This is a genomic window from Halobacillus sp. B29 (genome assembly GCF_052246755.1).
Classification (GTDB): domain Bacteria; phylum Bacillota; class Bacilli; order Bacillales; family Halobacillaceae; genus Halobacillus; species Halobacillus halophilus.
In genome coordinates, this window is the sequence record NZ_JBQQCM010000006.1 from 1 (window position 1) to 25,681 (window position 25,681).

Sequence of the window (25,681 nt, forward strand, 5' to 3'; positions counted from 1 at the left end):
AATGCGAGCTTCAATATATTGAAGGAGATTCAAAGAATCCTTACAACCGTCGGTGCGACGGGGCTAGCCTAATCATTTGAACGAACCGTTAGGTTCGTGCTCTTAGGAATCCCCCAACTTCAAGGAGAGTCAGCGAGTAAGTGGGGGTAGTTCAATTATTATCGTATTAGCGGTGGTCACAGATTTCTTCTGGTTAGATGTAGATCAAAAACGTTGGGGCTGGATGAAAAAAAGAGCTATGTTTCTTCCTAAAATTATCTCTAAAAAAATGGAGGTTCACGAGTACCTGACTCTCCCGATCCTTTACTGGTCGTAGTAAATGTAAATTATATCCTTCTATGCCAAAGTATGTTTGAAAAATCATAAGAAAGGAAAGAGGTAATAGATTCATATTTATCTCGAATGGAGGACAATTATGGCAAAACAGAAGGTGAAGAATCGATGGCTGATTGCTTTATGTGCGGTAGGGATACATATATCCATTGGCTCTGTGTACGCGTGGAGTAACTTTACAAATCCTTTAATAGAAGAATTTGGGTGGAGTTCGTCGCAAGTACAATTTACATTTAGTTTAGCTATCTTATTCTTAGGATTATCTGCTGCTTTTCTTGGCTGGTTTGTGGAAAAATATGGCCCGCGCGTAGCTGGTATTACGGCTGCCATATTTTTTGGAATTGGAGTATTCGGCTCAGGATTTGCTGTTAACCTCGGATCATTGTGGGCTTTGTATTTATTTTATGGAGTACTTGGAGGCATTGGGCTCGGTGTGGGTTACATAGCACCTGTCTCTACATTGGTTAAATGGTTCCCAGACCGACGTGGACTTGCGACCGGCATGGCTATTATGGGCTTTGGTTTTGCGGCCGCAATTGCCAGTCCCGTTATGAACTGGTTAATCGGCTCAGTAGGAATTGCTATGACGTTTTATATTTTAGGAGCTTCCTATTTTGTTATTATGATTCTATCTTCTCTCTACATGTCACGTCCGCCAGAAGGATGGACGCCGGAGGGGTATGATGACTCCGAGGAAGAGGATGTAGATAAGATGGACCTTGCCTTCATCGGAGCCAAGGAAGCCTTAAAGAAGAAGCGTTTCTATTATCTATGGATCATGCTGTTTATTAATGTCACCTGTGGAATCGCTGTAATATCCGCTGCAAAACCGATTGCTGAGAATACAGTAGGAATGACTTCAGCAGCTGCCGCTTCGCTGGTAGGAATTATGGGACTTTTTAATGGCGGCGGGCGAATTGCATGGGCCACAGCATCCGATTATATTGGACGTTCCACCACCTACTTGATTTTCTTTGCCCTGCAGATTGTGTTGTTCATCCTGTTACCAATGACCACATCTGTTACACTATTCGTCATTTTCTTCGGGATTATTTATACGTGTTATGGTGGAGGATTTTCAACTATTCCCGCCTTTATTGGCGACTTGTTTGGAACGAAGGAACTTGGAGCAATCCACGGCTATATTTTGACTGCCTGGGCAGCAGCTGGTTTAGTTGGCCCTACATTTGCAGCCTTCATGAGAGACACAGTAGGCAGCTATGAGAGTAGTTTAATTTATTTTGCTGGTTTATTCGTCATTGCTTTAATTGTCTCGATTTTAACGAAAGTGGATATTCGACGCTTAAAGGCGAATATAAGACATTCAGAAGATCAGAGAAAAGCTCAATAACAGAAATCAAAAGCCGCTCTTACGATAAGAGCGGCTTTTTTAATGTCATTATTTTGGCTGAGAGTTCTTTTTTTCAGAGTTTTTACGATACCAATAGATCCCTAAGAAAATGACTAGGGCTAATACGACAAGGATGATGATCAGGGTGGTGTTGGAGTTGCTGGATTCTTCAGAGCCTTCGGATGAAGATGTGGAGTCCCCCGCGTTTTCCTGATCCGATGATACCTCGGTAAATTCCTCTGACTTTTCGCCAGTGTACAGTTCGGATTCACTTAGGGTTCGAATATCTTTAAGCGGCTGAATGTAAACATTTCCGTCCTGGCTTCCAGAAATATAGTGCTCGTTCATAATAATCGCGCCGGCCGGGGCAAGCGTACCGCCAAGCTTCATCTGGTTAACCAATTCGCCGGATTCTGCTTCAAAGGTGAAGACGTCTCCCGCTGCGTTACCAAAATAAACATATTCGTTATAGGCAACAGGAGGGGCTTTATTGACGCCGCCTTCATACTCCCATTTCATCTCTTTAGCTTCCGTATCAAAGGCGTAGAATTTTTGTGTAATCGGGCTTCCCACAAAAATGGTTCCATCCTGCAGGACAGGAGCGCCGGATTTATTGTTTTTTACATGCTCTCCTGTGCCCAGGGATTCTTTATGCGTGATTTCACCCGTTTCTTTGTCCATTTCATACAGCATATGTTCATACATATTGTCTCCCTCGGCTTTTACGAGGGCAGTGGTATAGATCGAAGTTTCACTTACGACAGGGGGCACGTCATCCAGTCCTGCCGCCACCTGGTCAAATTCCGTTTCCCATTTTCGTTCCTGATTGGCAAGATTGATGGCGTTAAAATGAAACTGCTCTGCACTTCCACCTCCGCCTACATAAAGAGTATCCCCTTCAATGACGGGAGAGGACATACTGACGATACTTCCAAGATCAAACTGCCAGTCCAGTTCCCCTGATTCACGGTTCACGCCATATAGCTGTTCATCACCTGCCGTGATATAGACGTGATCTCCATGGATGGCGGGGGTAGGCATGACTTCTCCATTCGTATCAAACTTCCATACGGTTTCTCCTGTTTCCGCATCTACAGCCAGGACTCCGCTTTCACCAGTTCCGCGGTTACCATTCTCCTGATAATAACGGTTCCCGTAGCCGACAAAAAGAACACCGTCTTTGTATATCATTTCTGAATGTACCCAGTTAGGGGCAGAAGACTTCCATAGACGCTCGCCACTTTTCACATTAAAGGCTTGCAGGCTTCCGGTATTGTGGTTTCCGATGTAGAGGGTGTCATTAACCACTACTGGAGTAGCCCTGAGCTGGTTGTCGGTGGGGTACTTTTTTCGGATGGCTTCATCTACGGATCCTCCGTGGACAGGGTTATTTGTTTTGTTTAACCGGTATTGTTCCCAGGAGTCTGGACCGAACACTGCGGCTGAAACGTTGACAGGGAGCAGAAAACTTAGCAGTAGCCCAAGTCCTGTGAGACAAATTAAATGTTTAATTTTTACTTTCAATTATGTACACATCCTCTCTTGTTTTGGTATGTATTCCCTTATATAAAAGCCTAACACTCTTTTTTTACCCATGCACCACTGAACAAACCATACGTGGAAAACGGTACAAATTGCGGAGATACTCCTAGTTAATGGTATATTTCTTGATAAGGAAGCGTTCAAATTAAATATGTCAGCAAATAGAAAAAGCACAACACACTGTAAGTCTCGTGTTGTGCTTCTTGAATCTTTATGCTCGACGTTTCACCATATCAATGTACAGCTGTTTGTAGGCGTGATGTTCTTCTTTCATGCCCACTTCATGATACAGTTTAGCAAGCCACTGGACCGGTCGATGGTCTTCTTCACGAAGTTCCATATCAAAACTCATACATTCAATGGCTTTTTGAGGCTGGCGGAATTCATGATAAAGTTCGCCTAACTTCATTTGCTGGTTAGGATCCTCGATTAGTTCGTTCATCAGGTCAACTTTTTTTATAACGGGTTCTGCCTGGGGATGGTGCTTGAGAGGCTCTGCCCATTTTTTGATATAAGAAACTTCATGTTCATCCAGCAGGGAACTGACCGCCCGGGTAAGAATCTCAGCTGCCTCGGGGTCGCCGCTGTCCAGCAAATGCTCGAGAAGCATTCGTAATTCCTCAGGGGTCAATTCCTCAGCTGCGTCCTCATTTTCTTTAACCATCTTCACTAATTGACCAGACTGGTGAGAGGTTAGAGTGAGTCCGCTCTGGTGGATTAGTTTTAGTATGTCCTTGAATTTTTCATTTTCGATATAAGCATGCAGTAAATCCTGCTGCAGCGTCTCAAGGGCCAACCCGCGTTTATGCAAATCTTCAAGCAGGTGGAGACGGTCTAAGTCCTCGAATCGATTGTCTATCAGCGCATGCAGGGCTGCATAATCTTTTGGCTCCTGCGTGTGCACAGCTTGCTGAATGGAGATCGCCAGCAAGTCATTTATTCGGCCTTGTTTAGTATACATATTTGATAATTTCTGAAATGACTGATCATGGTGCTTGGAAGAATACAATTTTTTCTCCATATAAATTGGGTCGGAGGATAGAATAGTCTCATCATTGTTTTTGTAACGCTCATCATATCGGTTGAAATCAAGATCTCCTGAAAAAGCGTCCACTAAACGATGATGTGGGGAGAAGTCTTTAAGGATGTGAAGAATTCGGTAACATGACAGTAACTTTCCGTCACGGCGTTCTTTGTAAAAAAGGCTTTCGATAAAGTTTGATAATTTTTCTTTATTAATAAAGGATTCGAAGTAGGTGGCAATCAAAGCCGTTTCCTGCAAACTATAATAGTTCTGGAGTTTTTTAAATAATCCATTAAAACTTCGCTTGCTGAACTGAGGCTGGGAGGAGAGGACGAAATCAATCAGCGGGTGAGGAGGTAGGAATACGATCCCTTTTTGGAAGGCTTTATTCACATAAGACCGCTTGGTCAATTTCTTCGCGGAAGCATAATTCAAATACTGATCTTTATGAAAAAAAAGATAGTACGTTTCATCTTGATCATTGACGGCTTCAATAATTTTACACTGATTGAAGATCGCCATACGTTGGACTTGCAACTGGGATTCCTGCTTGTTTTCTTTAACCATTACAGTAGAAAAGGGCATAAATCAACCTCCTTATCGTTACTATTATCTTACCACGAAAGTGAGGGGGAATGATAGTTGGGGCATTATGTCAGAAGAGATAAAAAAATTCCAACCCTCTCGTGCATGAGGATTGGAATTTTTACCTGTATTATTCAGATACGATAAATTCAAAGTTTCCTTCGAATTTTACATCTTTACCTAGCATAAGGCCTCCGGTTTCCATGGCAGCGTTATACGTCATGCCATACGCTTCGCGGTTGACTTTTCCGTTTACGTCGAAGCCAGCTACCGTACTGCCGTCCAAAGGACTCTTGGAAGTTCCGTTATATTCTAAGTTGAATGTTTCTTCGTTCGTTACCCCTTTAATCGTAAAGTCTCCGGTGATTTTGTACTCGTCATCATCTACTTTTTGGATGGATTTACTTTCGAAAATCATATTCGGGTACGTTTCCGCTTCAAAGAAGTCACCAGCGCGAAGGTGATTATCACGGTCTTCATTTCCAGTATCAATGGATTGTACAGGAATGGTTGCTGTGATTTTAGCAGATTCAAGATCTGTAAAGTCACCATTCACCTCTATATTAAAATCAGTAAATTCTCCTTTAGCCTTCGAAACCATCATGTGTTTAATCTGGAAGTCGATAGCACTGTGTGCTTGGTCTAGTGTTAGTGTTGACATTTGGCATTCCTCCTTATGTTTTTATCTGCACGATTAAAGGTAACGTAGTTAATAGTTTGAAGTCAAGATATATGATTTAAGAGTATATAGCAAAGTTATTCAATGTAAACCACTGATCCAGACGTAGTCAATTATAATATTCCACATTGTTCCACCTCAGGTCATCCATAAAACCCCAACTAACAGTCTGAAACTATTTAACGCTAATAAAATTTTATGTCGAAATATAAATAGTTTTATTGACATAAAAAATCACGAACGTTATACTAAGTTCATAAAATAGTTTGGGGGATGGCCATGAATTATGTCATTGGGATTGATGGCGGAGGTACGAAAACGACCTGTTTGTTTATGGAAGACGGCCAAAACAAGCTCCCGGCCCAGCCGAAACGAATAATTGGAAAAGGTACCAATCCTCATATTATTGGTTTTGAAAAAGCAGGAGCAAGACTTGTTAGTTTAATCAGACAGGGGCTTGCGAAATTTATGATTGCGCCACATCAGATTGTTGGAGTGGGATGCGGACTGGCTGGCGTTGGACGCCAGGATGATGAAGAACATATGACAGAGTTACTGAGAAAAAAATTTTACTCTCTAAATTTTTCTGAAAATTTCCATTTGTTTGTAACCTCGGATAGCGTGATTGCATTGAAAGGGGCTCTTCCTGAAGAAGCTGCGAGCGGCATGCTCGTTATCGCTGGTACCGGATCCAATGCGATTGCCGTGGATGAATGCGGAAAGATCATTCGCTGCGGCGGTTGGGGACACCTGATTGGCGACGAAGGAAGCGGTTATTACATATCTTTGAAAGCGCTGTCAAAAGTGTCAAAAGCTGCGGATGGTCGTGGGCAGGACACCGCGATTACTTCTTTACTTTTAAGCGATCTTCATTTGGAGCAACCAGCGCAGCTTATATCGTATTTATACGGCCGTCCCCATGAAAAGCACGAGATTGCGCGATTAGCCAGGCATGTAATTGCAGCATCAGAGCAGGGAGATGAAGTATCGATTGCTCTTTTGCAGGAGGCGGCGGAGGAACTGATCCTTCATGCAGCAAGCTTGTATCGGGAATCTTCATCGTTTACGTCAGAAACACCGGTTACGGTAGCGGGATCTATTTTTCAACATTCAGCGGTTGTAAAACAGCATTTCATTGAACAATTACATAAGCGGAGGCTGGGAACTTATTGTAAAGCTTTTGGACCGCCGGAATTCGGGGCCTATTTACTCGCAAAGTAAAGAAAGGTGGTAAGGAATATGGAAGATTCTTTAGCTTTATTAACTACAGAGCAGCGAAATCTGCGGTCAAAACATATGGATCAAATGTCGACAGGTGAAATCCTCAAGGTTATGAATGAAGAAGACCAGCAGATTGCGGAAGCTGTGCAAACCGTATTGCCACAAGTGGAGGAAGCAATTAAGCATATTACCACAGCTTTAAAAAAAGGAGGACGATTGTTTTACGTAGGGGCAGGAACAAGTGGGAGACTTGGAATCCTGGATGCGTCAGAATGTCCCCCTACGTTTATGGTCCGGCCGGATAAAGTCCAGGCTGTTATGGCAGGCGGAGGCGATGCGCTAGCCCGTGCGCAGGAAAATACAGAGGACAATGAGCAGCAGGGAAAAATGGATCTCAAAGATAAACAGCTCACTGACCTGGATGTGGTGGTTGGAATTACAGCAAGCGGCCGTACGCCGTACCCTATTGGAGCTTTGAAATACGCAGGGGAGAAAGGTGCTTATACGATATCGCTCTCGTGCAATCCCTTGTCGGAAATCAGTGCTTTTGCCGAAACTTCCATTGAAGTAGTGGTAGGACCAGAAGTATTAACAGGATCGACCCGGTTGAAAGCAGCAACCGCCCACAAGATGATATTGAACATGATCAGCACCACAACGATGGTTCATCTCGGAAAGGTATATGAGAATTTAATGGTCGATGTTCACGCGAGTAACCATAAGCTCCGCGAGCGGGCCAAACGGATTATTGTGGAGTGCACGCAGACATCTTATGAAAAAGCTGATCAGGCCTTAGTGGAGGCGGATTTTCAGGTTAAGCCGGCTATTGTCATGCTTCAGTCAGGCGTTTCTTATGAAAAAGCACTTAACCTGCTGGATAAGAACGAGGGGCATCTGCGGCAGGCACTGAGAACACAGGATGAATGATTTGAACACCACACTGTGGGTTTCAAATAAATTTACCAAATAAAAGGGGGAGCTTGCATTGACCATTTGGCGAAAACAATCGGCCTGGTTCATGTTGGTGGCATTTTTGGTTTTAGTTTTAGCAGCGTGCGCTCCGGGAGCAGGATCGGAGGACACAAGTAGTGAAAGTGAAGGTTCTGATTCGGAAGGAAGCTCAGAATCTGGTGGAGACGGAGAAATTTCAGGAGAGCTTGAAATTCAGTATTTCGTTGGAGGGTATGGAGATTCCTGGTGGAAGGAAGTTATCGGTGATTTTAAAGAGAAATACCCTGATGTAACCATAACGGAACATGCGGGTCCAAATATCAATGAGGAGATGCGTTCGCGCTGGGTATCCGATGATCCGCCTGATGTTGTCTATATTGATGGTGCAGGATCCAGTGAAACTCAAATGGTGGAAGATGGTCAGCTGATGAATCTGACGGACTGGATGAACGGAATCGAACTTGAGGACGGTACACCGTTAAGTGAAAGTTTTATTGTAGATCCGGCTAAGTATGATGGCGATGTTTATAGTCTTCCACTCGTTTTTGATACGTGGGGCACATGGTATGACAGTGCCTGGTTTGAGGAAAAAGGCTGGGATGTGCCGAAAGACTTCCCGGGTTTCATGGATACGATGGGACAGATTAAACAAGAAGAGGACATTGCTCCATTTGTAACCACGGGCCAGTATCCTTATTACTTCTTACGCGGCATGCTGTATCCAGCATTCGGTGCTGCAGGCGGTGACGAACTTCTAAATAAGGTCATCACAGGGGAAGAAGGCGCCTGGACCAGTGAACCGGTACTTAATGTAATGAAAAAAGTAGAACAGATGCAAAAAGAGGGTTACATTGATCCTGGATTTGGCGCTTTAAACCATACGCAGTCGCAAATGAACTTCCTGATGCACGATAACGCGTTCATTCCTGTTGGGTTCTGGCTTCCAAATGAAATGGAAAAAGATACGCCGGAAGACTTCCAATATGGTTTTATCCCGTCTCCTATGCAGGATGAAGGAGAGCCTTATGCGATTGTACCGGACCTCAGACCGCTTGCTATAGCTGAGAAAGCGGAGAATCCGGAAGCAGCCAAAGCTTTCGTAGAATTTGTATTTACGAAAGAATATGCGAAATTGTTTTCTGAACACACGGGTGCGATTATGAACCTTCAGGGTGTTGACTTAGCGTCCAGCGAAGACGTGCCTCAGTTCTTAATTGAAGCGAATAAGATGATCAACGACCCTGATCAAGTGCAAATCTATCAGAAGCCACATCCAATGAGTTCAAATTTAGAAACTCCAATCAGCAATTCACTCGTTTCCCTGATGCTAGGAAATATTACAGCTGAAGAATTCGTAGAAGAAGCTGAACAAGCAGCCAGTGAGTATCGCAGTAATTTGGAATAGTGCATAAATGGGATGGAATGTGGAGGCTCAAGCCAATTCCACATTCCATTTTTTCTTACCTATCCTGAAAAGAGGTGAAAGAGATGGTTCAGTCGAAAAAGCAGCGTAATTTGTTTCTTGCTTTTTGTCTCGTACCGACGTTTTTAATGTTTTCGGTATTTACTCTCTATCCGTTGTTCAATGGATTGTATTACTCCTTTTTTGAGTGGTCGGGAGCATCGTCTCTCGCAGAGTTTGTTGGTTTTGATAATTATAAACGGCTGTTAAACGATGAAATTATCCCCTTAACTATACTTCATGATTATTTTCTTGTGGTTACGAAAGTGATCGGTATTATGATTCTAGCTACGTTTTTTGCTGTCGCGTTAACCCAGATGAAAATAAAAGAAGCCCCTTTTTACCGCATCGTCTTTTTCTTCCCGAATATTATGTCGGTCGTGGTTATTGGTATTCTGTGGATGTTCATCTACAACCCGAGTCTTGGCCTCGTCAACTCAGGTCTGGAATTTATCGGCCTTGAGAGCTGGACAAGACCATGGCTTGGAAGTGAAGACTGGGCACTGCCAAGTCTTGTACTGCCTTCCGTCTGGGCGGGAATAGGGTTATTCATGCTCATGCTGATGGGTGGAATTTCAAATATCTCAAAAAGCTACTATGAAGCCGCAGAAATTGATGGAGCGACGGAATGGCAGCAGTTTTGGAAAGTAACGCTTCCGCTGATTTGGCCGCAGATTAAAATATCCATTTTATACATTATTATTACTACATTGAATGGATCTTTTATTATCGTTCAAGTAATGACAAAGGGTGGTCCGAATAACTCAACACACGTGATGGGGTCATACTTATATGAACAGGCGTTTGTAAAATACAACTTTGGCTACGGGGCGACGATCGGTGTCATGATCCTGATTTTATCGTTAATCACCGTGCTGATTATGCAATTTTTTATGAGAAGAGAGAAAGTAGAATATTAACCGGCAGGAGGGGACACAGTGAAACGTAAAGGCGGATTTTTCTCACGATCTATTGTGCGCATTCCACTCATTATTTGGTCGCTCGCTGTTTTATATCCGATCGTATGGATGATTCTCGGTGCCTTTAAATCCAATGCTGAGATTTATTCCAATCCCTGGGGTATGCCTGAATCATTTAATTTCGGTAACTTCGTGGACGCATGGACCAATTATAATATCGATATCAGTGTATTTAATAGTTTAATTGTTACCGGTCTTGGGGCGTTATTGACGCTTGCTATGGCCATTCCGACTTCTTATGCTCTGGAGCGGATGAGGTTCCGGGGTAACCGGCTGTTATTTACGTTGTATATTTCAGCAATGATGATTCCGATGGTGCTCGGGTGGATTCCGTTATTTTTCTTATTGATGCAACTGAATTTGCTTGATAATATCTTCGGCCTCGCGATTGTTTATGCCGTGAGTCAGCTTCCTTTCAGTATTTTTGTGCTAACCAGCTTTATGGCAACGATCCCTAAATCATTGGAGGAGGCTGCATCCATTGATGGGATGAGCCCTTACGGCATTCTATGGAAAATTATCACACCACTTTCGACCACAGGGATTATTACCGTAACCATCATGAACATGATACAATTTTGGAATGAATACTTTATGGCGTTGATTTTTTTACAATCCGAAGAGAACTATACGCTGGCACTCGCCATTGATTACATTAGTAATGAGACGCAATATACCAATGCATGGGGAACGCTGTTTGCAAGTCTTGTCATTGCGATTGTTCCAGTCATTATTCTTTATGCGATCTTCCAGCGCAGGATTGTGAAAGGCATGACTGAAGGAGCTATTAAAGGATAAGCGGGGTGATATGGATGAAAAATTCTTTAACCGGCGGACTCGTGATATTGAACGAAATGAAGGATAAGCTTCCTCCATCTGAACGTAAAATCGCGCAGTTTATACTTGATCAGCCCCATGAGGCGATCCATTGTACGGCCAGTCAGCTGGGAGAATTAAGTTCTACCAGCAGCGCGGCGGTTATGAGATTGTGCAAGTCTCTGGGGTTAAAAGGATTACAGGAGCTTAAATTGCGCATATCCGGTGATTTACAGAAAAAGCCCGGCTCCAAATACCGGGATATTCAGCCGGGCGAGCATCCGGACTCTATTGTTGAAAAAGTAACGAGTAACAGCATGCAGGCAATTAATGAAACGACTGAGTTGGTCGATTATCAAACTTTGGCGCGGGCGGTTGAGGTGCTTAAGAACGCCCGGAGAATCCACTTCTTTGGTGTGGGGGCGTCTGGCATTGTGGCTCAGGATGCTCAGCAGAAATTCTTGAGGATGAACAAAAGTACGTCCGCCTTTACAGACCTTCACAATGCGGTCATGAATATTGCTAACGTGGATGAGCAAGACGTGGTCTTTGGAATTTCATTTTCAGGGGAGACGTACGAAACAGCTAAAGTTATGGAGATCGCGAAGGAAAAAGGGGCAAAAACGATCAGCCTGACAAGATACGGTCAGTCACCGGTGACGAATTCAGCTGATATTTCCTTGTTTATTTCCGCTTCCCGGGAAATACCAGCACCATTCAGAAGCGGTGCGACTTCTTCCCGTCTAGCCCAGCTGCATATGATCGATATTCTGTTTGTGAACTTAGTTACGGAGGAGTACGAGCAAGCCTCCGCCTACTTTAATGAAATTACAGATGTGATGAACCAGCTGAAAGGAAAATAACAACTCAATCCATTAATTTCCACCTCAGGTCTTGCATAATTTCCCATTTATCCATCTACTTGCGGATCTGCAGGTGTTTTTTCGCTTTTCAGTCAGGGCATAAAAGTTGTTCAAAAAGCTAAAACCCCTTACCATAGAAGGAGTAAATTTAAGCAATGAACATGAAAAGGTGGATGCTGCAGTGAAGCAATTCCTATATAGATCCTATTGGCTCCGCCGGTTACTAGCCTCTGATCCTGGACGGAAACGTTTGAATCAGGCTGGTAAAGCGACCATTAGTTTAATTTCCTCCGTTTTTACAACTACTCTTATTTTAAATCTCCTGGGTCTTGAGCCGCTTTTGCCATCTATCATCTCAGGAATTGCCGGACTTATGGGAATCATGGTCGTAATGGATGATACAAAAGAAAAGAAGCAAGTGACTACCCTGCTGCTTGCGCTTTCCGCTGGGTGCGGCGTGACGTTAGGCTCCTTATTAGCCTGGAACGCCGTCCTCGTTTCCGCATTAATGATTGCCATTATATTTAGCGGCTTTTATTTCTCAAGGTATGGGAGCCGATACTTTTCTCTTGGTATGATTGGGTTTTTTACAGTCTATTTTTCCTCTTTCTTAAAACTATCACCCGCCCAATTTCCCTTGTTTTATTTGGCCATCGCTATTGGAATCATCTATGCATACCTCTATAATTTTGTCATTTTCAAGGACTCCGTTCAGCTTCTCAAGCGAAGTATGCGTTCTTTTCACCGTCAGGCAAACCTGACGTTCCAACTCTTGATTGAAATTATTCAAGATCCTGAAACGAATGAATCACGAAGAAGAAAGCTTGAGTACAACGTTCGGAAGTTAAGGGAATACGCGAATAATGTTTCCACTGACTTAAGTGCTCAGGATATTAAAGGGATCTGGCCAGGTCTCACAGCAAAGCAGCTTAAGCTCTATGTGTTCGATACGGCTATGTTTGTGATGACGCTGGCTGACAGCTTACAAAAATTGAAAAAAGACGATGCGCTCGAGATGGCAGAACTACGTAAGTTGCTTGTTCAGGTTATTTCCACATTGCAGGCAGCCGAGGTTCTTGACCAGGACTATAAGGAGAAAAATCTCGCGGAAGCGGAAAGTGTCATTAGGTCGTTGCAGTCATTCATAAATGATCTATTTAACAAACAGTCTTCCCGTCCGGAAGGGTGGATTTACTTACTTCGCCGCATAGAAGCCATTGCGAGTCATGTTACTGAAGGAGCACTCCGCATCCAGTATTCCCTTCAAGCGATCGACGTTCAGCATGCAGATGCAGAGGATGAAGCGGAAGAAGACGAGGAAGATGATAAAGAGGAGAAGGGGCTGAAGCCCACCACCAAAAAAGCAATTCAATCTCTCATTGCCGGGACGATTGCCATTATAGTAGGTTATCTCATCTCTCCTATTCAGCCATATTGGGTACTGCTGACTACATTTATTGTTCAATTGGGCACAGAGACGGTAGGCCGGACTTATTTGAAAGGATTAGAGCGCTCGGTAGGAACGCTGATTGGTGCCATAATTGGTTTTATCCTTGCTACTCTTGTCTCCGGAAACTCGACGCTTGAAGTGATCCTCCTGTTTTCTGTGATTTTTTTAGCTTTTTACTTATTAACGGTTTCCTATACCATTATGAGTCTGTTTATTACCATGCTGATTGCCTTTATGTATGACCTGATCCTCGGCGGAATTAGTATGGAACTGTTAGGGGCCCGGGTTATGGATACTATTGCAGGAGGCGCTATCGCTCTTGGAGTTTCCGCTTTTATTTATCCTACCAAAACCATGGACAAGGTATCGGAAGCTTTTACGGATTACTTAAATGAGCTGGATTCTTATGTCAAGCGGTATATTCACAGTCTAAAGCAGCCGACAGGTGTTAAGGACATGGCGGATATTGCCTTCGAACTGGACGGTAAGATTCAAACCATTGAAGATGAATCGAGACCTGTTCTTCAGGGACCTGGCGCCCGAAAATATTCCGGACTTCCACGCTGGATTACCATCTTTACCGCCATTAACTATTATGCCAAGCATTTGGTCGCCTCTTCCTACCAGAAGAATTTCCACTATCCAAAAGAAGTAAGCAGTGTTTTTCTAACGGTGGAAGAGAAGTTTACGCATAATATTCAAGTGTTAACAGAGATGATTGAAACAGATGAATGGACAGGGACAATGCATGATTTACAGGAAGAACGTGAAAAAATTGAACGCTTCGCCCCTGGTCATCAAGACAATCAAGGCGATCTTGTTCATCATCTATACTATATTTGGAAAATTAATCAGTCCCTCTTGATGTTAGGTCATCATATGGGAATTGACAGTGAAAAATAACAGTAGAAAAATTCATTATTCCATACATGCACAAAACGAGCAGCTTCCCCATCCAGGGAGCTGCTCGTTCTTATGAACTATTTAGATGGTGTTTACGTTTCCTGTTTTTCTATTAGTCTAAATCCAATATACTCAAGCGCGGACTCCAGATTCGGCACTGTTTTAGTATTTAGATGAAGAAGCTGAGTATTGTTAACTTCATGTTTGGCAATTTCCGGCGTAATCCCCGTCATAATAGTTTCCATTCCCATTAGCTTTAAAGATCGCACCAGTTCAATCAGCACACTTGGAAAGGTGTTATCCACGATTACCAGTCCGGATAAGTCGATAATGAAAGAGTCGATGTCGTGATCAACTCCGTACTGAAGTACCGTTTCCATAATTTTATCGGCTCTGTACCCATCAATAATACCTTGCAGTGTTAAGATAGAAACGCCGCTTGTAATCGGAATAATAGGGACGTTTAAAAGACCCATGTTATATTTTGTCTCATCCAAGTCAATAAGATGAGAAAGAATGTCCGCCATTGACTTTAAATATTCTACATCTTCATTACTGAAGTCCTTTTCTTCTTTATCCATCACACATAAGGTACCGAATACGTGACCATCTGTGTTTTTTAACGTGACACCAAGAAAGCCTTTCACTTCCAACTGGGAGGTAACTTCGAGTTCTCTAGTTAATTCATCTTTTGATAAATTATTCGTGTGCATGAAGTTGTTATCTTCCGAGATAATCAGTCGGCAGTAGGTGCCGCCATACTCCACGCTATAACCTTCTGGAATTATTTCGTCCTCTCTATTAAACGAGCTAAGAACCGTCATCGCTGTGTCGCCACGCTTTGTAACATATGCTGTATTTACATTTAATTGCCTGCTGATGATTTCAAACATTTTACTGGACACCGATTTTAATGAATGAAATTCGGAAGAGGCTAAATTATATTGACTGGACATACATACCTTCCCCTTTACCTCTTATGGTGAAAAACCTTATTCTATTCTACCATAATAATCAACCAGAAGAATGATAGATTGGTCCTTTCTTAAAGAGAAGGTAAGTCTTGTCTTATCTATGTCCGTGAGAGGAGCATCTACTTGAAAATCTACTTTATTGCATTGTTACTCTCATTTTCTGCATGGTTTTTGATCCAGAGGGGAATGGGTCTTGAGGAAGCAGAAGTAATCAACGAATCATTTTATTGGGGGCTCATTCTTCTTATTATTGGAGCCAGCTTTTATATTGGCCAAACGGGATTTCTTCAACTTTTTTTCGGAGGTTTTAAGAGACTCTCTCAATTGATCGTTCCACATTCGAGAGCTCAGGAGCGCGCAGATGAGAGAATTGCAGAAGATTTCGAATGGAGAGATTGGAAAGAAGTATGGCTTAGTCGCGGTAAGTTGATCTTCTTAGCAGCAGGGGGAGGATCCATACTGTATTCTATTATTCTTTTGTGTCTCCTCTCATAAAGTAAGAAAGGCGGTCTACACATGAAAAAATTATTATTAACAGGTTTTGAACCTTTTTTAAATTTTGCGTTCAACCCGACCGAATCCATCGTAGAATATCTGCATGGAAGGACGATCGGAAATTATACTATCCACGGGGTGGTCCTGCCCGTAGATTTTAATCGTTCAGCTGAAGAGCTGATTACTCATTATCACCACATTAATCCCGATGCTGTCATCACATTAGGAATGGCGGCTCATCGCAAAAGAATTACACCCGAACGGGTAGCGATTAATATTAAAGACGGTGCTCCTGATAATGATGGATACGTCCCCGAGGATGAACCGGTTCAGGAAAATGGGGCTGATGCTTACTTTTCTAAGCTTCCTATTAAAAATATAGTTACATGTCTAAGAGAAAAAGGAATCCCCGCTGCAATTTCTAACACGGCGGGTACCTATCTTTGTAATAATGTTATGTATTCGCTGCTGCATGAACTCCATCAAACGGATAAAACGATCCCAGCAGGTTTTGTCCATATACCAGCATCTTTTGAAATTGCGATGGACGAGCCTGAGATGCCGGCTTGGCCTTTATCAACCCTGCAAGAAGGTATCGAAACGATGATTCAGACCCTGGAGTAAGAAGGAGGATCAAATTTATGGTAGTATCTGGGCAAATTCATTATAAGAACCATCAGATTGACTTTGAAGTTAATTACCAGCACGAGGATATTTCAGATCGTGGAATCAGGAGTGAAGAGGCGAAACATGGCCTCATTCATGCGATTAATCGAAAGTTTCGTGTGAAATACCCACTTTCAAGTGAGATCGATCAGATTCGAGTCAGCCGTTTTTAATATGGAATATAAAAAGGCACCCCGGGATGGGTGCCTTTTTATTAGGATGCTTTCCCTTTGTTGACAGCTGGTTTTTGAGAAGAAGAGGAGCCGAGCTTCGGCATATTAATTCGTCCAGTTACTAAACTCCCAAAAGGAACCAGATTAAATAGATAACTCATAACGATAGGGCCTGCTACACCTAAAACAAAGAATGCCAAAATATAAACGACTAAATTAGATGGCAGCTGAATGGACTCAAACCAGCCGACCGCATTGTATTGAAATAAGGGGTGAAGCAGATAAATGCTGTAGGAACAGCTGCTAATCCAAAGGACAGGCTTCGGTACCTTATTTAATTTCATAGCAATCAGATAGAGGACACAAAATACAAGGAACGTGTAGAAAATGATATCAAACCTTTTTGAGCTGACAGCGGTCAATATGCCGGATATTCTTAAATAAATTGGAATTATGCCGGCAAAGACTGCTCCACCGATAACCCAAAATCTATATTTCTTCAGATAGAAAAGAAACTCGTCGAGGTGTTTTCCTGCGTAATAAGCAACAGTGAAGTAGAAAAACCATCCGAGAAACGGAAGTTGATAATACTCCCACATAAATTCAAGACCTGAGATCGTACCTTTAAAGTTAAAAAATCCAAGATACATAAGGTTAATCATTAAGGCAAATCCGATCACCAATAGCGGAGGAAAGCGGTCAAAGGATTTCTTTAACAAGAAGTGCAGTGCATAAAACTGAAAAATAATCAGTACGAAATATCCGTGCCAGGCGCCAAGGAGTGTTTTCTTAAAGAATAACTCGCTAAAGGCTGCCCATGTTAATCCGTCGATGCCAAGCGCATACATGGAATATACAGCTGCGAGCACGAGGTAAGGAACCAGAATATATAGTATTCTTTTCTTCCAAAATGATTTCGGGAGGCGGTCAGGATAAGAGTAAGATAGCAAAAACTCCGAAATCATGACGAAGACCGGTGTGGCGAACATCATGCTCATATTAATTATATAGGTGACGCTTGTTGTAGAAGCTGATACGTCGAGGTTGCTTCGGGCCATTGTAATAGAATGAATAAGAACAACACACATACAAGCGACAAATCGAATAAAGAAAATTTCGTTTACAAAGCCTTTTTTCAAAAGTCGAGGCCTCCTTTTATTATACTCTGTCATTGTATTACGATTTCAGCTAGATTGATATAACAATTTCATGATATTTGAAAGTTTACTACAGGTATAAATTTCCACCTCAGGTCATCCAGAATATGGATGACCTGAGGTGGAAGGTTTTGGTAGGATTAATCTGCTATGGTGATTTATACTAGAGTTATTACTAGAGTAGAGGAGAGTTTTTCAATGAAGTATATCCGCTATCGTAAAGAAGGTACAATCTATTATGGGGTGCTTGAAGGGGAAACGATTACCCGGCTCGATGGCAATTACATAGAAGGTCGTGTTCAAAAGATATCTGCGACCGATTCGCTGGACGAGGTGGAGGTTTTGGCCCCTACTGAACCGGGCCAGCTTATTGCTATAGGTCTGAATTATGCACTTCACGCTGAAGAACAGGGAAAGCCTCTGCCTGAGGAACCGATGATGTTCATGCTGTCACCGACAGCTGTCATTGGACACAACGCTGGTATTACCCTGCCCACGGAAGACCATCGTATCGATTATGAAGCAGAATTGGCAGTGGTAATTAGTAGAGAAGCGAAAAATGTAACCAGGGAAGAGGCTTTATCTTACGTATTGGGTTATACGTGTGGAAATGATGTATCCGATCGTCACCTGCAAAAGAAAGATGGACAGTACACCCGCGCCAAGTCTTATGCTACCTTTAAACCGATCGGTCCAGTAATTGAGACCGACCTTGACCCAAGTCAAACCCCAATCAAACTTACACTTAATGGGGAAGTTAAGCAGGATTCTAATACAAGTGACTTAATCCATAGTGTAGAAGAAATACTCGTACAGGTCACTAAAGTGATGACATTAAAGCCAGGTGATGTGCTTATGACAGGAACGCCATCAGGAGTTGGACCGCTTTCTCCTGGAGATGAATTAGAAATTGAAATTGAAGGCATAGGTAGGCTGCGCAATTATGTAAATCAATAAGAAAAAGAGTCTTGCGAACTATCTCGCAAGACTCTTTTTTTCGCAAATTCCTTTATTTTAGATCTTGGAAAACCAGCTTGTAAGAAGCCGACCTCTTAAAAACTATTTTTATATAACTAAAATGTAAAAAAAGTAATATATGAATCAATAAGCCTTTCAACCCCTTGGAATTACTGAGGTGAAAGTTGGACTCCTCTGTAATAATTAATGAAAAATTAACCATTTTTTGCTTATATCCCTTTATATAAGGTTTTAATATAGCTCTCATGGGAACTAAGGATAAAAAATAGCACAATATTTGTTAGTCGATAGTTAAATAAAGGAAAAGAGTTGATGGAAGTGAGCGAAGAAAAATCTAATAAAGAGCAATCTTCTAACGACGATTCCCTCCTTAACGATCTTGGAGGAGGTGTTAAGGAGAAAGCGAAAAGCTTTCGTGAAAAAGTTCCAAGTGTCTCTGAACTCAAAAGGAGAACAGAGCACCCTTTTGAATTCGCGGATGAAGCCACTGATGAAATCCAGGATGCTTCTCAAGAAGTTACGGAAGAAGCGCAGGATGAAGCCAGTGACTATTTAGCCCAGCAATATAAGGAACAACTGCGAAGAGAAATTGAACAATTAAGAAACAACCTCGAAGAGAAGAAGCAGGAAAACGCCAGTCAAGTTCATGAAAGAGCTGAAGAAGCAGAGGAAAAGCTCCAGGAAAAACTCTTGCAACTCCGTGAAAAGATTGCTTCTGTAAGAGAGTCTGGCGAAGAACTTCAAGAAAAGATAAAAGAAAGCCAACGCTCTCGAAACTCTGACAGAAGAACTAAGGGCGTAGAAAGCATTAAAGGTATATCGAACGTCAGGAGCTCGTCCAAGCTTAAAGGTCCTTCTAATATAAAGGGGCTTAGTCAAATGAAAAGTGCTCCTCAGGTAAAAAGCTCCACCGATCTAAAAGGTGTGAATGAGCTCAAGAGTTCCAACAGCATTAAGGGGCCAACAGATGGTAAGGGGCTGAATGACATCAAGAGTGCTCCAAATGTCAAAGGTCCTAAAGATGTGAAAGGAATTGAAGATATCAAAACATATCATGGATAAATTTTGAAAGGAGAATGAAAATGGCTATACAAAAATCAACAGATAGTTCAAGTCTCGCAGAGGTAGTAGACCGTATTCTTGATAAAGGGATTGTAATTGATGCGTTTGCACGTGTATCTGTCGTCGGTATCGAACTAATAACGGTAGAAGCAAGAGTGGTTATCGCAAGTGTAGATACTTGGCTCCGTTATGCAGAAGCCGTAGGTCTTCTTCGCGATGAAGTAGAAGAAGAAGGTATTGGTGGCCGTCTCGCAGAACAGCGTCTGGGCTCAGAATCTCAAGATTCTGAGGAATCCAATGAACGAGGCGAATTTAGCATTTAAAGCAGTGGAGGGTTGGTTTTTACCAACCCCTTCTCTATCTATTCAGTAGAAAGGCGGGACGTTCCATATGAAACTGTTAGACAACGTTACTCAATTTTTCAATCAGAATATTGCTCCTCCTCACAAGATTATTTCTGCTAAGAAGCAGGATGACGGCTGGAGAGCATTAGTTGAAATTATTGAAGAAAAAGAATATATGAAAAAATACGCCAATGATCAAATGATTGGACTTTATGAAGTATTTTTAGATAACAACCATGAAGTAACTGGTTTTTCCAGAATAAGTTTACGCTACCGCAGTGATTTAGAAGAAAAAACTGAAGTTGAACATTAAGAAACGGAGGGGTGGAAATGACAAAGTTAACGGAAACAAAAGCTGAACCTCAAGAAGATCGAGGCGTGTACGCCCATCCCTTCTTTCAAAATTTGATTAAGCGTTCACAGCGTTATTTATCGTTAGGTTATCCAGTGCACTTTACGGGTCCAACAGGGATCGGAAAAACGACGCTGGCTCTCCATATCGCTAAATCCAGAAAACGCCCAGTAGTATTAATCAGTGGGAATAAGAGTTTATCAAACGCTGAATTAATTGGTGCATTTAAAGGCTATAACCGTAAAAAGGTGAACGATAATTATGTGCGGACTGTAAGAAAAATTGAGGAAAATGTTACGGAAGGCTGGGTTTCAGGTCGTTTATATGAAGCTGTAAAAAATGGATACACCGTTGTTTACGATGAATTTACCAGATCACAGCCGGAAGTCAACAATCTGTTTTTATCCGTCCTGGAGGAAAAAATTCTACCATTATACGGAACGAAACGGAAGGATTCTCATATAAGAGTTCACCCCGATTTTTCAATCATTTTCACCAGTAATCCAGCAGAATACGTAGGTGTATATCAAACACAGGATGCCCTTCTGGATCGTATGATATCGCTGCCGCTCAAGTCGCTGGATCAGGAAGCCGAAGCCGGTATTGTGTCTGAACGGACGAATATTGATGAGGATAAAGCAAAAGCCATCGTAGGTTTTGTTCATCAAGTGAAAGATTTATGCAAAAAACGAGATTCTTCTTTAAGTTTACGTGCATCCATCATGATTGCGGATGTGGCTGAACGTTATAAACTGCCGATTGATGGAGATTACAAAGAGTTCCAGGAACTTTGCCTTGATATCACATACTTCACCTTGGATTTATGCACGGACGACCAAGAAGAAGATCTACAAAACAAGATTATAGAGGCATGCAAAAAGGTGTAGGAGGCGTAGAAGACATGGCTGAAGAATTAGGTATTTATGTATTTTGCTGTATTCAAACAAACGAGGGAAAAAGTTTTGGCACCATTGAGTTTGAAGGTGAAGAGCGTTCTATTTTTACCATCCATTATAAAGATGCTGCGATGGTAGCCACTGAAGCACCGGTGAAAATTTACACTCCGAAAAAAGATCATTTAATGACTCACCAAAATGTTATTTCCCGGGTGATGGAAAGTGAATCCTCTGTGGTACCAATTAGTTTCGGGAATGTATTCCAGACCCGAGAAGATACAGAAGTCCTTCTCGAAAATTTATATCCTCAGTTAGCCCGCTTATTTCCAGAAGTTGAAAACAAAATCGAAATCGGGCTCAAAGTGGTGGGAAAAAAAGAATGGCTCGAAGATGAAGTTAACAAGAATAACAAAGTAATGAAGCAAAAAGAAACGGTCTCGAGTAAATCAGAAGACGCTGGATATTTTGACCGGATCAAACTCGGTGAAATGGCCCAGGATTTCTTTAATAATTTGAAAATAGAAATCGAAAAAGATATTCATGCGCCGCTTGTAAGGTTGTCTGAATCGTCGAAGTCCAATGAAACGGTTGGAGAAAAAATGTTGCTAAATGGAGCTTACCTGATTGATCGGGGCAATGAACAGGCGTTTGACGAAAAAGTAAACGAACTACACGAACGCTGGAAGGATCGTGTGGAATTTAAATATACGGGTCCGTGGCCTGCTTATAATTTCATAAATATTAAATTGAAGGTGGAGGAAACGTCATGATTCATAAACTATTCACTTCCCCGATTAATTTGATTGTTAAAGTCGGCGAGCACGTTAAGGAAGAAGTGGATAAGGAGATGTATGACTTAGAGCATATCCAGAAAAAACTTGTCAATCTTCAGATGATGTATGAACTGGATGAAATCTCACAAGACGTTTATGAAGCACAGGAAGAAAAATTGCTCGAACGATATGAAGTTGCCAAGAGAATGGAGCTCGAGCAATGGGAGGAAATGACGAAACGGCGATAAGATTGGAGAGTTTGAGAGATGAGCGAACTAATTTATTTATACGGCATCGTACCTATTCAAAAAGAAGAACAGCCCTTCTCTGACTTGACAGGCATTGATGAAGAGCATGTTCTTCATACGATCAATTTTGATCAATGTGCGGCTGTAGTGTGCCGTGTTGATGAGAAAGATTATGGCGAGAAAGTCCTTGAAGAAAAAACGAAGGACATGGAATGGGTGAAAGATAAAGCTTTCCATCACCATGAGACATTAATTAAACTGCGAGAGCGGACAACGATTATTCCAATGAAATTTTGTACGATTTACCAAACTGAAAATAGTCTGGGAGATATGGTGAGTACCTACGCAGGTGACTGGGTTCAACTACTTGATAATCTAAAAGAAAAAGAAGAATGGAACTTTAAAATCTATTGTGATCGGCCTTCTTTAAGAGAGAAAGTGGCCGAGCATGATTTAACGATAAAAGAGAAAAAAGAAGAAATCGAAGGTATGTCGAAAGGTAAGCAGTATTTGCAGCGTAAAAAGCTGGACCAGCTTGTGGATGAACAAGTTGAAAAAGAACTAAATTCTTTTTCTAAAAGCTTTCATGATAAATTGAGCACGTATTGTGATCAGGATGTGGTGAAAAAGACTTGGAACAAAGATGTCACAGGTAAAGACGAAGAGATGTGCTGGAACAGCGCTTTTCTACTTCCTTTAGATCAGGTGGAGGGCTTTTTAGAAGAAGTGACGAAAGCGAACGAAGAGCACCAGCACGCCGGCTGGAAATTCGAAGTGACCGGTCCATGGCCGGCCTACCATTTTGTCAATCTCTCAAAAAGCGAGGTCTAAGTGATGAGTGAAAGAGAACAATATGAAAATAAAGATATTTCTCTGATTGATATCCTGGATACCGTTTTGGATAAAGGTGTGGCTATTAAAGGAGACTTAGTCATTTCCATTGCTGGGATTGATCTCGTCTATCTGGATTTACGAGTATTGATTTCAGCCGTAGAAACCTTAGTGCAGTCGAACCAGAACGGAGCAAAATCCATTTCCTCTGAACGTATGGATGAAGAAAAGGAGGCACTCGAATATGTCACAGAGCGATCTTGAGCATCAGCCGGTCAAAAGCGGACGGATTGAATTAGATCCAGAAGGGGCAGAACAAGGTCTCGCCCAGCTGGTATTAACGGTTATAGAATTACTCCGCCAGCTTGTGGAACGCCACGCTATCAGAAGAGTAGATGGCGGCACCTTAACTGAAGAAGAAATTGAAAAATTAGGGGTAGCGCTCATGAATCTGGAAGTAAAAATGGATGAACTTAAAGATATTTTTGAATTAGAAGATGAGGATTTGAACATCGATCTGGGTCCATTAGGAAACTTATTGTAGGAAAAGGAGGTTCAACCCATGGCTATCGAACAGTCAACACAGTCTAATAGTATCGTAGATGTACTGGAAACGGTTTTAGATAAGGGTGTTGTGATTGCAGGTGATATCAGAGTCGGTATAGCGGATGTAGAATTATTGACCATTAAAATCCGACTGATCGTTGCTTCTGTAGATAAAGCAAAAGAAATTGGTATGGACTGGTGGGAAACAGACCCATTCCTAAGCTCCAAAGCCGCTGAGCAGAACACGAAGGAATTAGAAAAAGAAAACGAACAGCTTTCCAAGCGTTTAGAACAGTTAGAAAAAAATATGAACCAAAACAGTCGATATTAAAAAAGGAGGACCAATCATGAGTGATAAAAAAACCAGTCTGCAGAATGAAGACGACAGTGCAAAGAAGTCAAAATTTGACGTAAATAGTAAAACGTCAAGAGCGGTCATTGGAAGCGCCATAGGTTTGGCAGCCGGGTTAATGACAACGGCTAAGAAACTAAAATCATCTGATGATGAGAATACCTCTGAGAAGCGAAACGATAACTCAGAAGCTGACCATCATCATGCAAATGATCATGAACAAGAAGAGGAAGGAAGAAGTAAACGAGCCTTTTTGAAGGAGAACGTAAGTAAAGCTGGCACAAAAGTTAGTAAAGCAGGTACAATAGCTGGGTCTAAAATTAGTGAAGCCGGCAGTAGAGTAGGAGAAGCTACTTCAAGTGCCAGTACGAAGGTGAGTGAAGCAAGCTCTAAAGCCGGTTCTAGTTTTAAGAGCTTTAGAGATAAAACGAAGGAAAGGACCAGCGATGTAGCCAGCCGATTCAGGAGATCCGAAAATGATGCTGCAAAAGGAAGCTCCAAAACGACATTAATCAATACGAATCCTATTGAGAACCAACAGCAATCAGACAATGCTTCACAGGACAATAATGAGCAGAATCAATCAAGCAACTCATCAGAGGATACGCAGCAGCAACCAGGCGGTAACTCTGAACAATCCAACCAGCAATCAGGTACTTCTCAAAATAGAGGAGAGCAGAATGAGCAGAGCAATTCCGCTCCCTTAAATGAAGAACAGCAGTCAAGCAACTCATCAGAGGATACGCAGCAGCAACCAGGCGGTAACTCTGAACAATCCAACCAGCAATCAGGTACTTCTCAAAATAGAGGAGAGCAGAATGAGCAGAGCAATTCCGCTCCGTCGAATGAAGAACAGCAGTCAAGTAACTCATCAGAGGATACGCAACAGCAACCAGGCGGTAACTCTGAACAATCCAACCAGCAATCAGGTACTTCTCAAAATAGAGGAGAACAAAATGAGCAGGCCAATTCTGCTTCAGCCGGTAATAATCAACAGGCAAACAGTTCTTCAGGAATTAAGCAGTTCGAGCCAGATAATAATTCCTCAGAACAGAACCAGCAGTCAAGTAATTCTGGAGAAAGCAAGCAGCAAGAAGGGAATTCTTCTGACAGTGAAAAACAGCCTTCAGCCACTCAAGAGAAGATAGCAAATTCTTCACACGAAGAAGTAGCAGCATCCAAAGAACAGAATAAAGAAAACAAAGATTCCAAGAGTAATAAGCAGAAAACATCACTATCAACCAATGATGATACAACTAACTAAAAGTAGTAATTATAGAAGGGAGAAGATAATATGGACGATTTACTCATGACTTATGTAAAAGCTGCCAATCAACACGGTTTTTCCCTGGATATCACTCTGAACATTAATGGTGCTTTAGTAACCGGAACAACGGTATCAGCTCAGAAATATCTCGATTCCGCCAGTCAATCTTTTGAAGGGGGAAATGATGTTTCAAAGCAAATCAGCGAAAAGCTGTCCCAGGCCAGTCAGAATGCTGAGGATCAAAACCAAGAAGACGTAAGCTATATTCATCTGAAAAATGCTCAAGTTTATAACGGGGATTCAAGCCCTACTCCCGCTGAAGGTCAATTTTTCTGGCGTGGAAGAATGGATCAAGTTGACGGCTTCTTCCTGGGCCGTATTGCATCAGAATAGTTTTTGTATTTACA

Annotated in this window: 29 protein-coding genes; 24 read left to right on the forward strand and 5 right to left on the reverse strand. The window is 42.0% G+C overall.

All coding sequences use genetic code 11. The features are described from left to right. Window positions 1-415 precede the first annotated feature (415 nt). Window positions 416-1,684: an L-lactate MFS transporter gene (locus tag ACTWP7_RS09045; protein WP_443122914.1), complete on the forward strand. Its 1,269-nt coding sequence runs from the start codon at window positions 416-418 to the stop codon at window positions 1,682-1,684. A gap of 48 nt (window positions 1,685-1,732) precedes the next feature. On the opposite strand, the gene ACTWP7_RS09050 is transcribed toward ACTWP7_RS09045, so the two are convergent. The 3 genes from ACTWP7_RS09050 to ACTWP7_RS09060 all read right to left on the reverse strand — a co-directional run bounded on the left by ACTWP7_RS09050 (window position 1,733) and on the right by ACTWP7_RS09060 (window position 5,496). Next, window positions 1,733-3,208: an outer membrane protein assembly factor BamB family protein gene (locus ACTWP7_RS09050; RefSeq protein WP_443122915.1), complete on the reverse strand. Its 1,476-nt coding sequence runs from the start codon at window positions 3,206-3,208 to the stop codon at window positions 1,733-1,735. Between the two features lie 229 nt (window positions 3,209-3,437). Further along, the gene (locus ACTWP7_RS09055; RefSeq protein WP_443122916.1) at window positions 3,438-4,835 is read right to left on the reverse strand and encodes a hypothetical protein; all 1,398 of its coding nucleotides are present in this window, start codon (window positions 4,833-4,835) and stop codon (window positions 3,438-3,440) included. Window positions 4,836-4,965: 130 nt separating this feature from the next. Further along, window positions 4,966-5,496, reverse strand: coding sequence for a YceI family protein (locus tag ACTWP7_RS09060; protein WP_443122917.1), 531 nt, complete (start codon window positions 5,494-5,496; stop codon window positions 4,966-4,968). A 297-nt stretch (window positions 5,497-5,793) separates the two neighbouring features. Here ACTWP7_RS09060 and ACTWP7_RS09065 point away from each other — a divergent pair, with 297 nt between their 5' ends. The 7 genes from ACTWP7_RS09065 to ACTWP7_RS09095 all read left to right on the forward strand — a co-directional run bounded on the left by ACTWP7_RS09065 (window position 5,794) and on the right by ACTWP7_RS09095 (window position 14,160). Continuing rightward, window positions 5,794-6,735 (forward strand): N-acetylglucosamine kinase, encoded by a 942-nt coding sequence (locus ACTWP7_RS09065; protein ID WP_443122918.1) that lies wholly within the window; start codon window positions 5,794-5,796, stop codon window positions 6,733-6,735. 18 nt (window positions 6,736-6,753) lie between these two features. Next, complete coding sequence (gene murQ / locus ACTWP7_RS09070; RefSeq protein WP_443122919.1) at window positions 6,754-7,662, forward strand: N-acetylmuramic acid 6-phosphate etherase; 909 nt, start codon at window positions 6,754-6,756, stop codon at window positions 7,660-7,662. Between the two features lie 58 nt (window positions 7,663-7,720). Then, entirely contained in the window at window positions 7,721-9,091 is a 1,371-nt protein-coding gene (locus tag ACTWP7_RS09075; protein WP_443122920.1) for an extracellular solute-binding protein, read from the forward strand. Window positions 9,092-9,174: 83 nt separating this feature from the next. After that, window positions 9,175-10,068, forward strand: coding sequence for a carbohydrate ABC transporter permease (locus ACTWP7_RS09080; RefSeq protein ID WP_224893511.1), 894 nt, complete (start codon window positions 9,175-9,177; stop codon window positions 10,066-10,068). Between the two features lie 18 nt (window positions 10,069-10,086). After that, window positions 10,087-10,926 carry a carbohydrate ABC transporter permease gene (locus tag ACTWP7_RS09085; RefSeq protein ID WP_014644377.1) on the forward strand — a complete coding sequence of 280 codons (840 nt, stop codon included), beginning with the start codon at window positions 10,087-10,089 and terminating at the stop codon, window positions 10,924-10,926. 14 nt (window positions 10,927-10,940) lie between these two features. Beyond that, entirely contained in the window at window positions 10,941-11,807 is an 867-nt protein-coding gene (locus ACTWP7_RS09090; protein ID WP_443122921.1) for a MurR/RpiR family transcriptional regulator, read from the forward strand. Between the two features lie 181 nt (window positions 11,808-11,988). Next, on the forward strand, window positions 11,989-14,160 hold the full coding sequence (locus ACTWP7_RS09095; protein WP_443122922.1) for an FUSC family protein: 2,172 nt from the start codon (window positions 11,989-11,991) through the stop codon (window positions 14,158-14,160). 92 nt (window positions 14,161-14,252) lie between these two features. Here the strand turns inward: ACTWP7_RS09095 and ACTWP7_RS09100 are convergent, their stop codons facing one another. Continuing rightward, window positions 14,253-15,116 (reverse strand): STAS domain-containing protein, encoded by an 864-nt coding sequence (locus ACTWP7_RS09100; RefSeq protein ID WP_443122923.1) that lies wholly within the window; start codon window positions 15,114-15,116, stop codon window positions 14,253-14,255. A 141-nt stretch (window positions 15,117-15,257) separates the two neighbouring features. On the opposite strand from ACTWP7_RS09100, the gene ACTWP7_RS09105 reads away from it, so the two are divergent. Genes ACTWP7_RS09105 through ACTWP7_RS09115 form a run of 3 tightly spaced genes read left to right on the forward strand, consistent with a single transcriptional unit; the run spans window position 15,258 to window position 16,468 of the window. Next, window positions 15,258-15,629, forward strand: coding sequence for a DUF3899 domain-containing protein (locus ACTWP7_RS09105; RefSeq protein WP_443122924.1), 372 nt, complete (start codon window positions 15,258-15,260; stop codon window positions 15,627-15,629). 21 nt (window positions 15,630-15,650) lie between these two features. Next, window positions 15,651-16,253 carry a pyroglutamyl-peptidase I gene (locus tag ACTWP7_RS09110; protein ID WP_443122925.1) on the forward strand — a complete coding sequence of 201 codons (603 nt, stop codon included), beginning with the start codon at window positions 15,651-15,653 and terminating at the stop codon, window positions 16,251-16,253. Window positions 16,254-16,270: 17 nt separating this feature from the next. Next, on the forward strand, window positions 16,271-16,468 hold the full coding sequence (locus tag ACTWP7_RS09115) for a hypothetical protein (RefSeq protein WP_014644371.1): 198 nt from the start codon (window positions 16,271-16,273) through the stop codon (window positions 16,466-16,468). A 41-nt stretch (window positions 16,469-16,509) separates the two neighbouring features. Here the strand turns inward: ACTWP7_RS09115 and ACTWP7_RS09120 are convergent, their stop codons facing one another. Next, window positions 16,510-17,607 (reverse strand): acyltransferase family protein, encoded by a 1,098-nt coding sequence (locus ACTWP7_RS09120; RefSeq protein WP_443122926.1) that lies wholly within the window; start codon window positions 17,605-17,607, stop codon window positions 16,510-16,512. 216 nt (window positions 17,608-17,823) lie between these two features. Between ACTWP7_RS09120 and ACTWP7_RS09125 the strand changes: the two genes are divergently transcribed. The 13 genes from ACTWP7_RS09125 to gvpU all read left to right on the forward strand — a co-directional run bounded on the left by ACTWP7_RS09125 (window position 17,824) and on the right by gvpU (window position 25,667). Then, on the forward strand, window positions 17,824-18,582 hold the full coding sequence (locus ACTWP7_RS09125) for a fumarylacetoacetate hydrolase family protein (RefSeq protein ID WP_443122927.1): 759 nt from the start codon (window positions 17,824-17,826) through the stop codon (window positions 18,580-18,582). A 339-nt stretch (window positions 18,583-18,921) separates the two neighbouring features. Then, on the forward strand, window positions 18,922-19,665 hold the full coding sequence (gene gvpQ / locus ACTWP7_RS09130) for a gas vesicle protein GvpQ (protein WP_443122928.1): 744 nt from the start codon (window positions 18,922-18,924) through the stop codon (window positions 19,663-19,665). A gap of 20 nt (window positions 19,666-19,685) precedes the next feature. Then, window positions 19,686-19,988 carry a gas vesicle structural protein GvpA gene (gvpA, locus tag ACTWP7_RS09135; protein ID WP_443122929.1) on the forward strand — a complete coding sequence of 101 codons (303 nt, stop codon included), beginning with the start codon at window positions 19,686-19,688 and terminating at the stop codon, window positions 19,986-19,988. Between the two features lie 67 nt (window positions 19,989-20,055). After that, window positions 20,056-20,322, forward strand: a complete 267-nt coding sequence (gene gvpO / locus ACTWP7_RS09140; RefSeq protein WP_014644366.1) for a gas vesicle protein GvpO — start codon at window positions 20,056-20,058, stop codon at window positions 20,320-20,322. 17 nt (window positions 20,323-20,339) lie between these two features. Continuing rightward, window positions 20,340-21,248 carry a gas vesicle protein GvpN gene (gene gvpN / locus ACTWP7_RS09145; protein WP_443122930.1) on the forward strand — a complete coding sequence of 303 codons (909 nt, stop codon included), beginning with the start codon at window positions 20,340-20,342 and terminating at the stop codon, window positions 21,246-21,248. After that, a complete protein-coding gene (locus ACTWP7_RS09150) occupies window positions 21,233-22,027 on the forward strand; it encodes a GvpL/GvpF family gas vesicle protein (protein WP_443122931.1) in 795 nt (264 codons plus the stop codon). The genes gvpN and ACTWP7_RS09150 overlap by 16 nt, the downstream gene beginning before the upstream one ends. Next, a complete protein-coding gene (locus ACTWP7_RS09155; protein ID WP_443122932.1) occupies window positions 22,024-22,278 on the forward strand; it encodes a gas vesicle protein GvpG in 255 nt (84 codons plus the stop codon). The genes ACTWP7_RS09150 and ACTWP7_RS09155 overlap by 4 nt, the downstream gene beginning before the upstream one ends. 18 nt (window positions 22,279-22,296) lie before the next feature. Then, window positions 22,297-23,109 (forward strand): GvpL/GvpF family gas vesicle protein, encoded by an 813-nt coding sequence (locus tag ACTWP7_RS09160; RefSeq protein ID WP_443122933.1) that lies wholly within the window; start codon window positions 22,297-22,299, stop codon window positions 23,107-23,109. Window positions 23,110-23,112: 3 nt separating this feature from the next. Continuing rightward, a complete protein-coding gene (locus ACTWP7_RS09165) occupies window positions 23,113-23,373 on the forward strand; it encodes a gas vesicle protein (protein ID WP_443122934.1) in 261 nt (86 codons plus the stop codon). Then, complete coding sequence (locus ACTWP7_RS09170) at window positions 23,354-23,653, forward strand: gas vesicle protein K (RefSeq protein ID WP_014644360.1); 300 nt, start codon at window positions 23,354-23,356, stop codon at window positions 23,651-23,653. The genes ACTWP7_RS09165 and ACTWP7_RS09170 overlap by 20 nt, the downstream gene beginning before the upstream one ends. 18 nt (window positions 23,654-23,671) lie before the next feature. Next, window positions 23,672-23,986, forward strand: coding sequence for a gas vesicle protein GvpJ (gvpJ, locus tag ACTWP7_RS09175; protein ID WP_443122935.1), 315 nt, complete (start codon window positions 23,672-23,674; stop codon window positions 23,984-23,986). A 16-nt stretch (window positions 23,987-24,002) separates the two neighbouring features. Beyond that, window positions 24,003-25,271 carry a hypothetical protein gene (locus tag ACTWP7_RS09180; RefSeq protein ID WP_443122936.1) on the forward strand — a complete coding sequence of 423 codons (1,269 nt, stop codon included), beginning with the start codon at window positions 24,003-24,005 and terminating at the stop codon, window positions 25,269-25,271. A gap of 30 nt (window positions 25,272-25,301) precedes the next feature. Next, the gene (gvpU, locus tag ACTWP7_RS09185) at window positions 25,302-25,667 is read left to right on the forward strand and encodes a gas vesicle accessory protein GvpU (protein WP_224893494.1); all 366 of its coding nucleotides are present in this window, start codon (window positions 25,302-25,304) and stop codon (window positions 25,665-25,667) included. Window positions 25,668-25,681 lie beyond the last annotated feature (14 nt).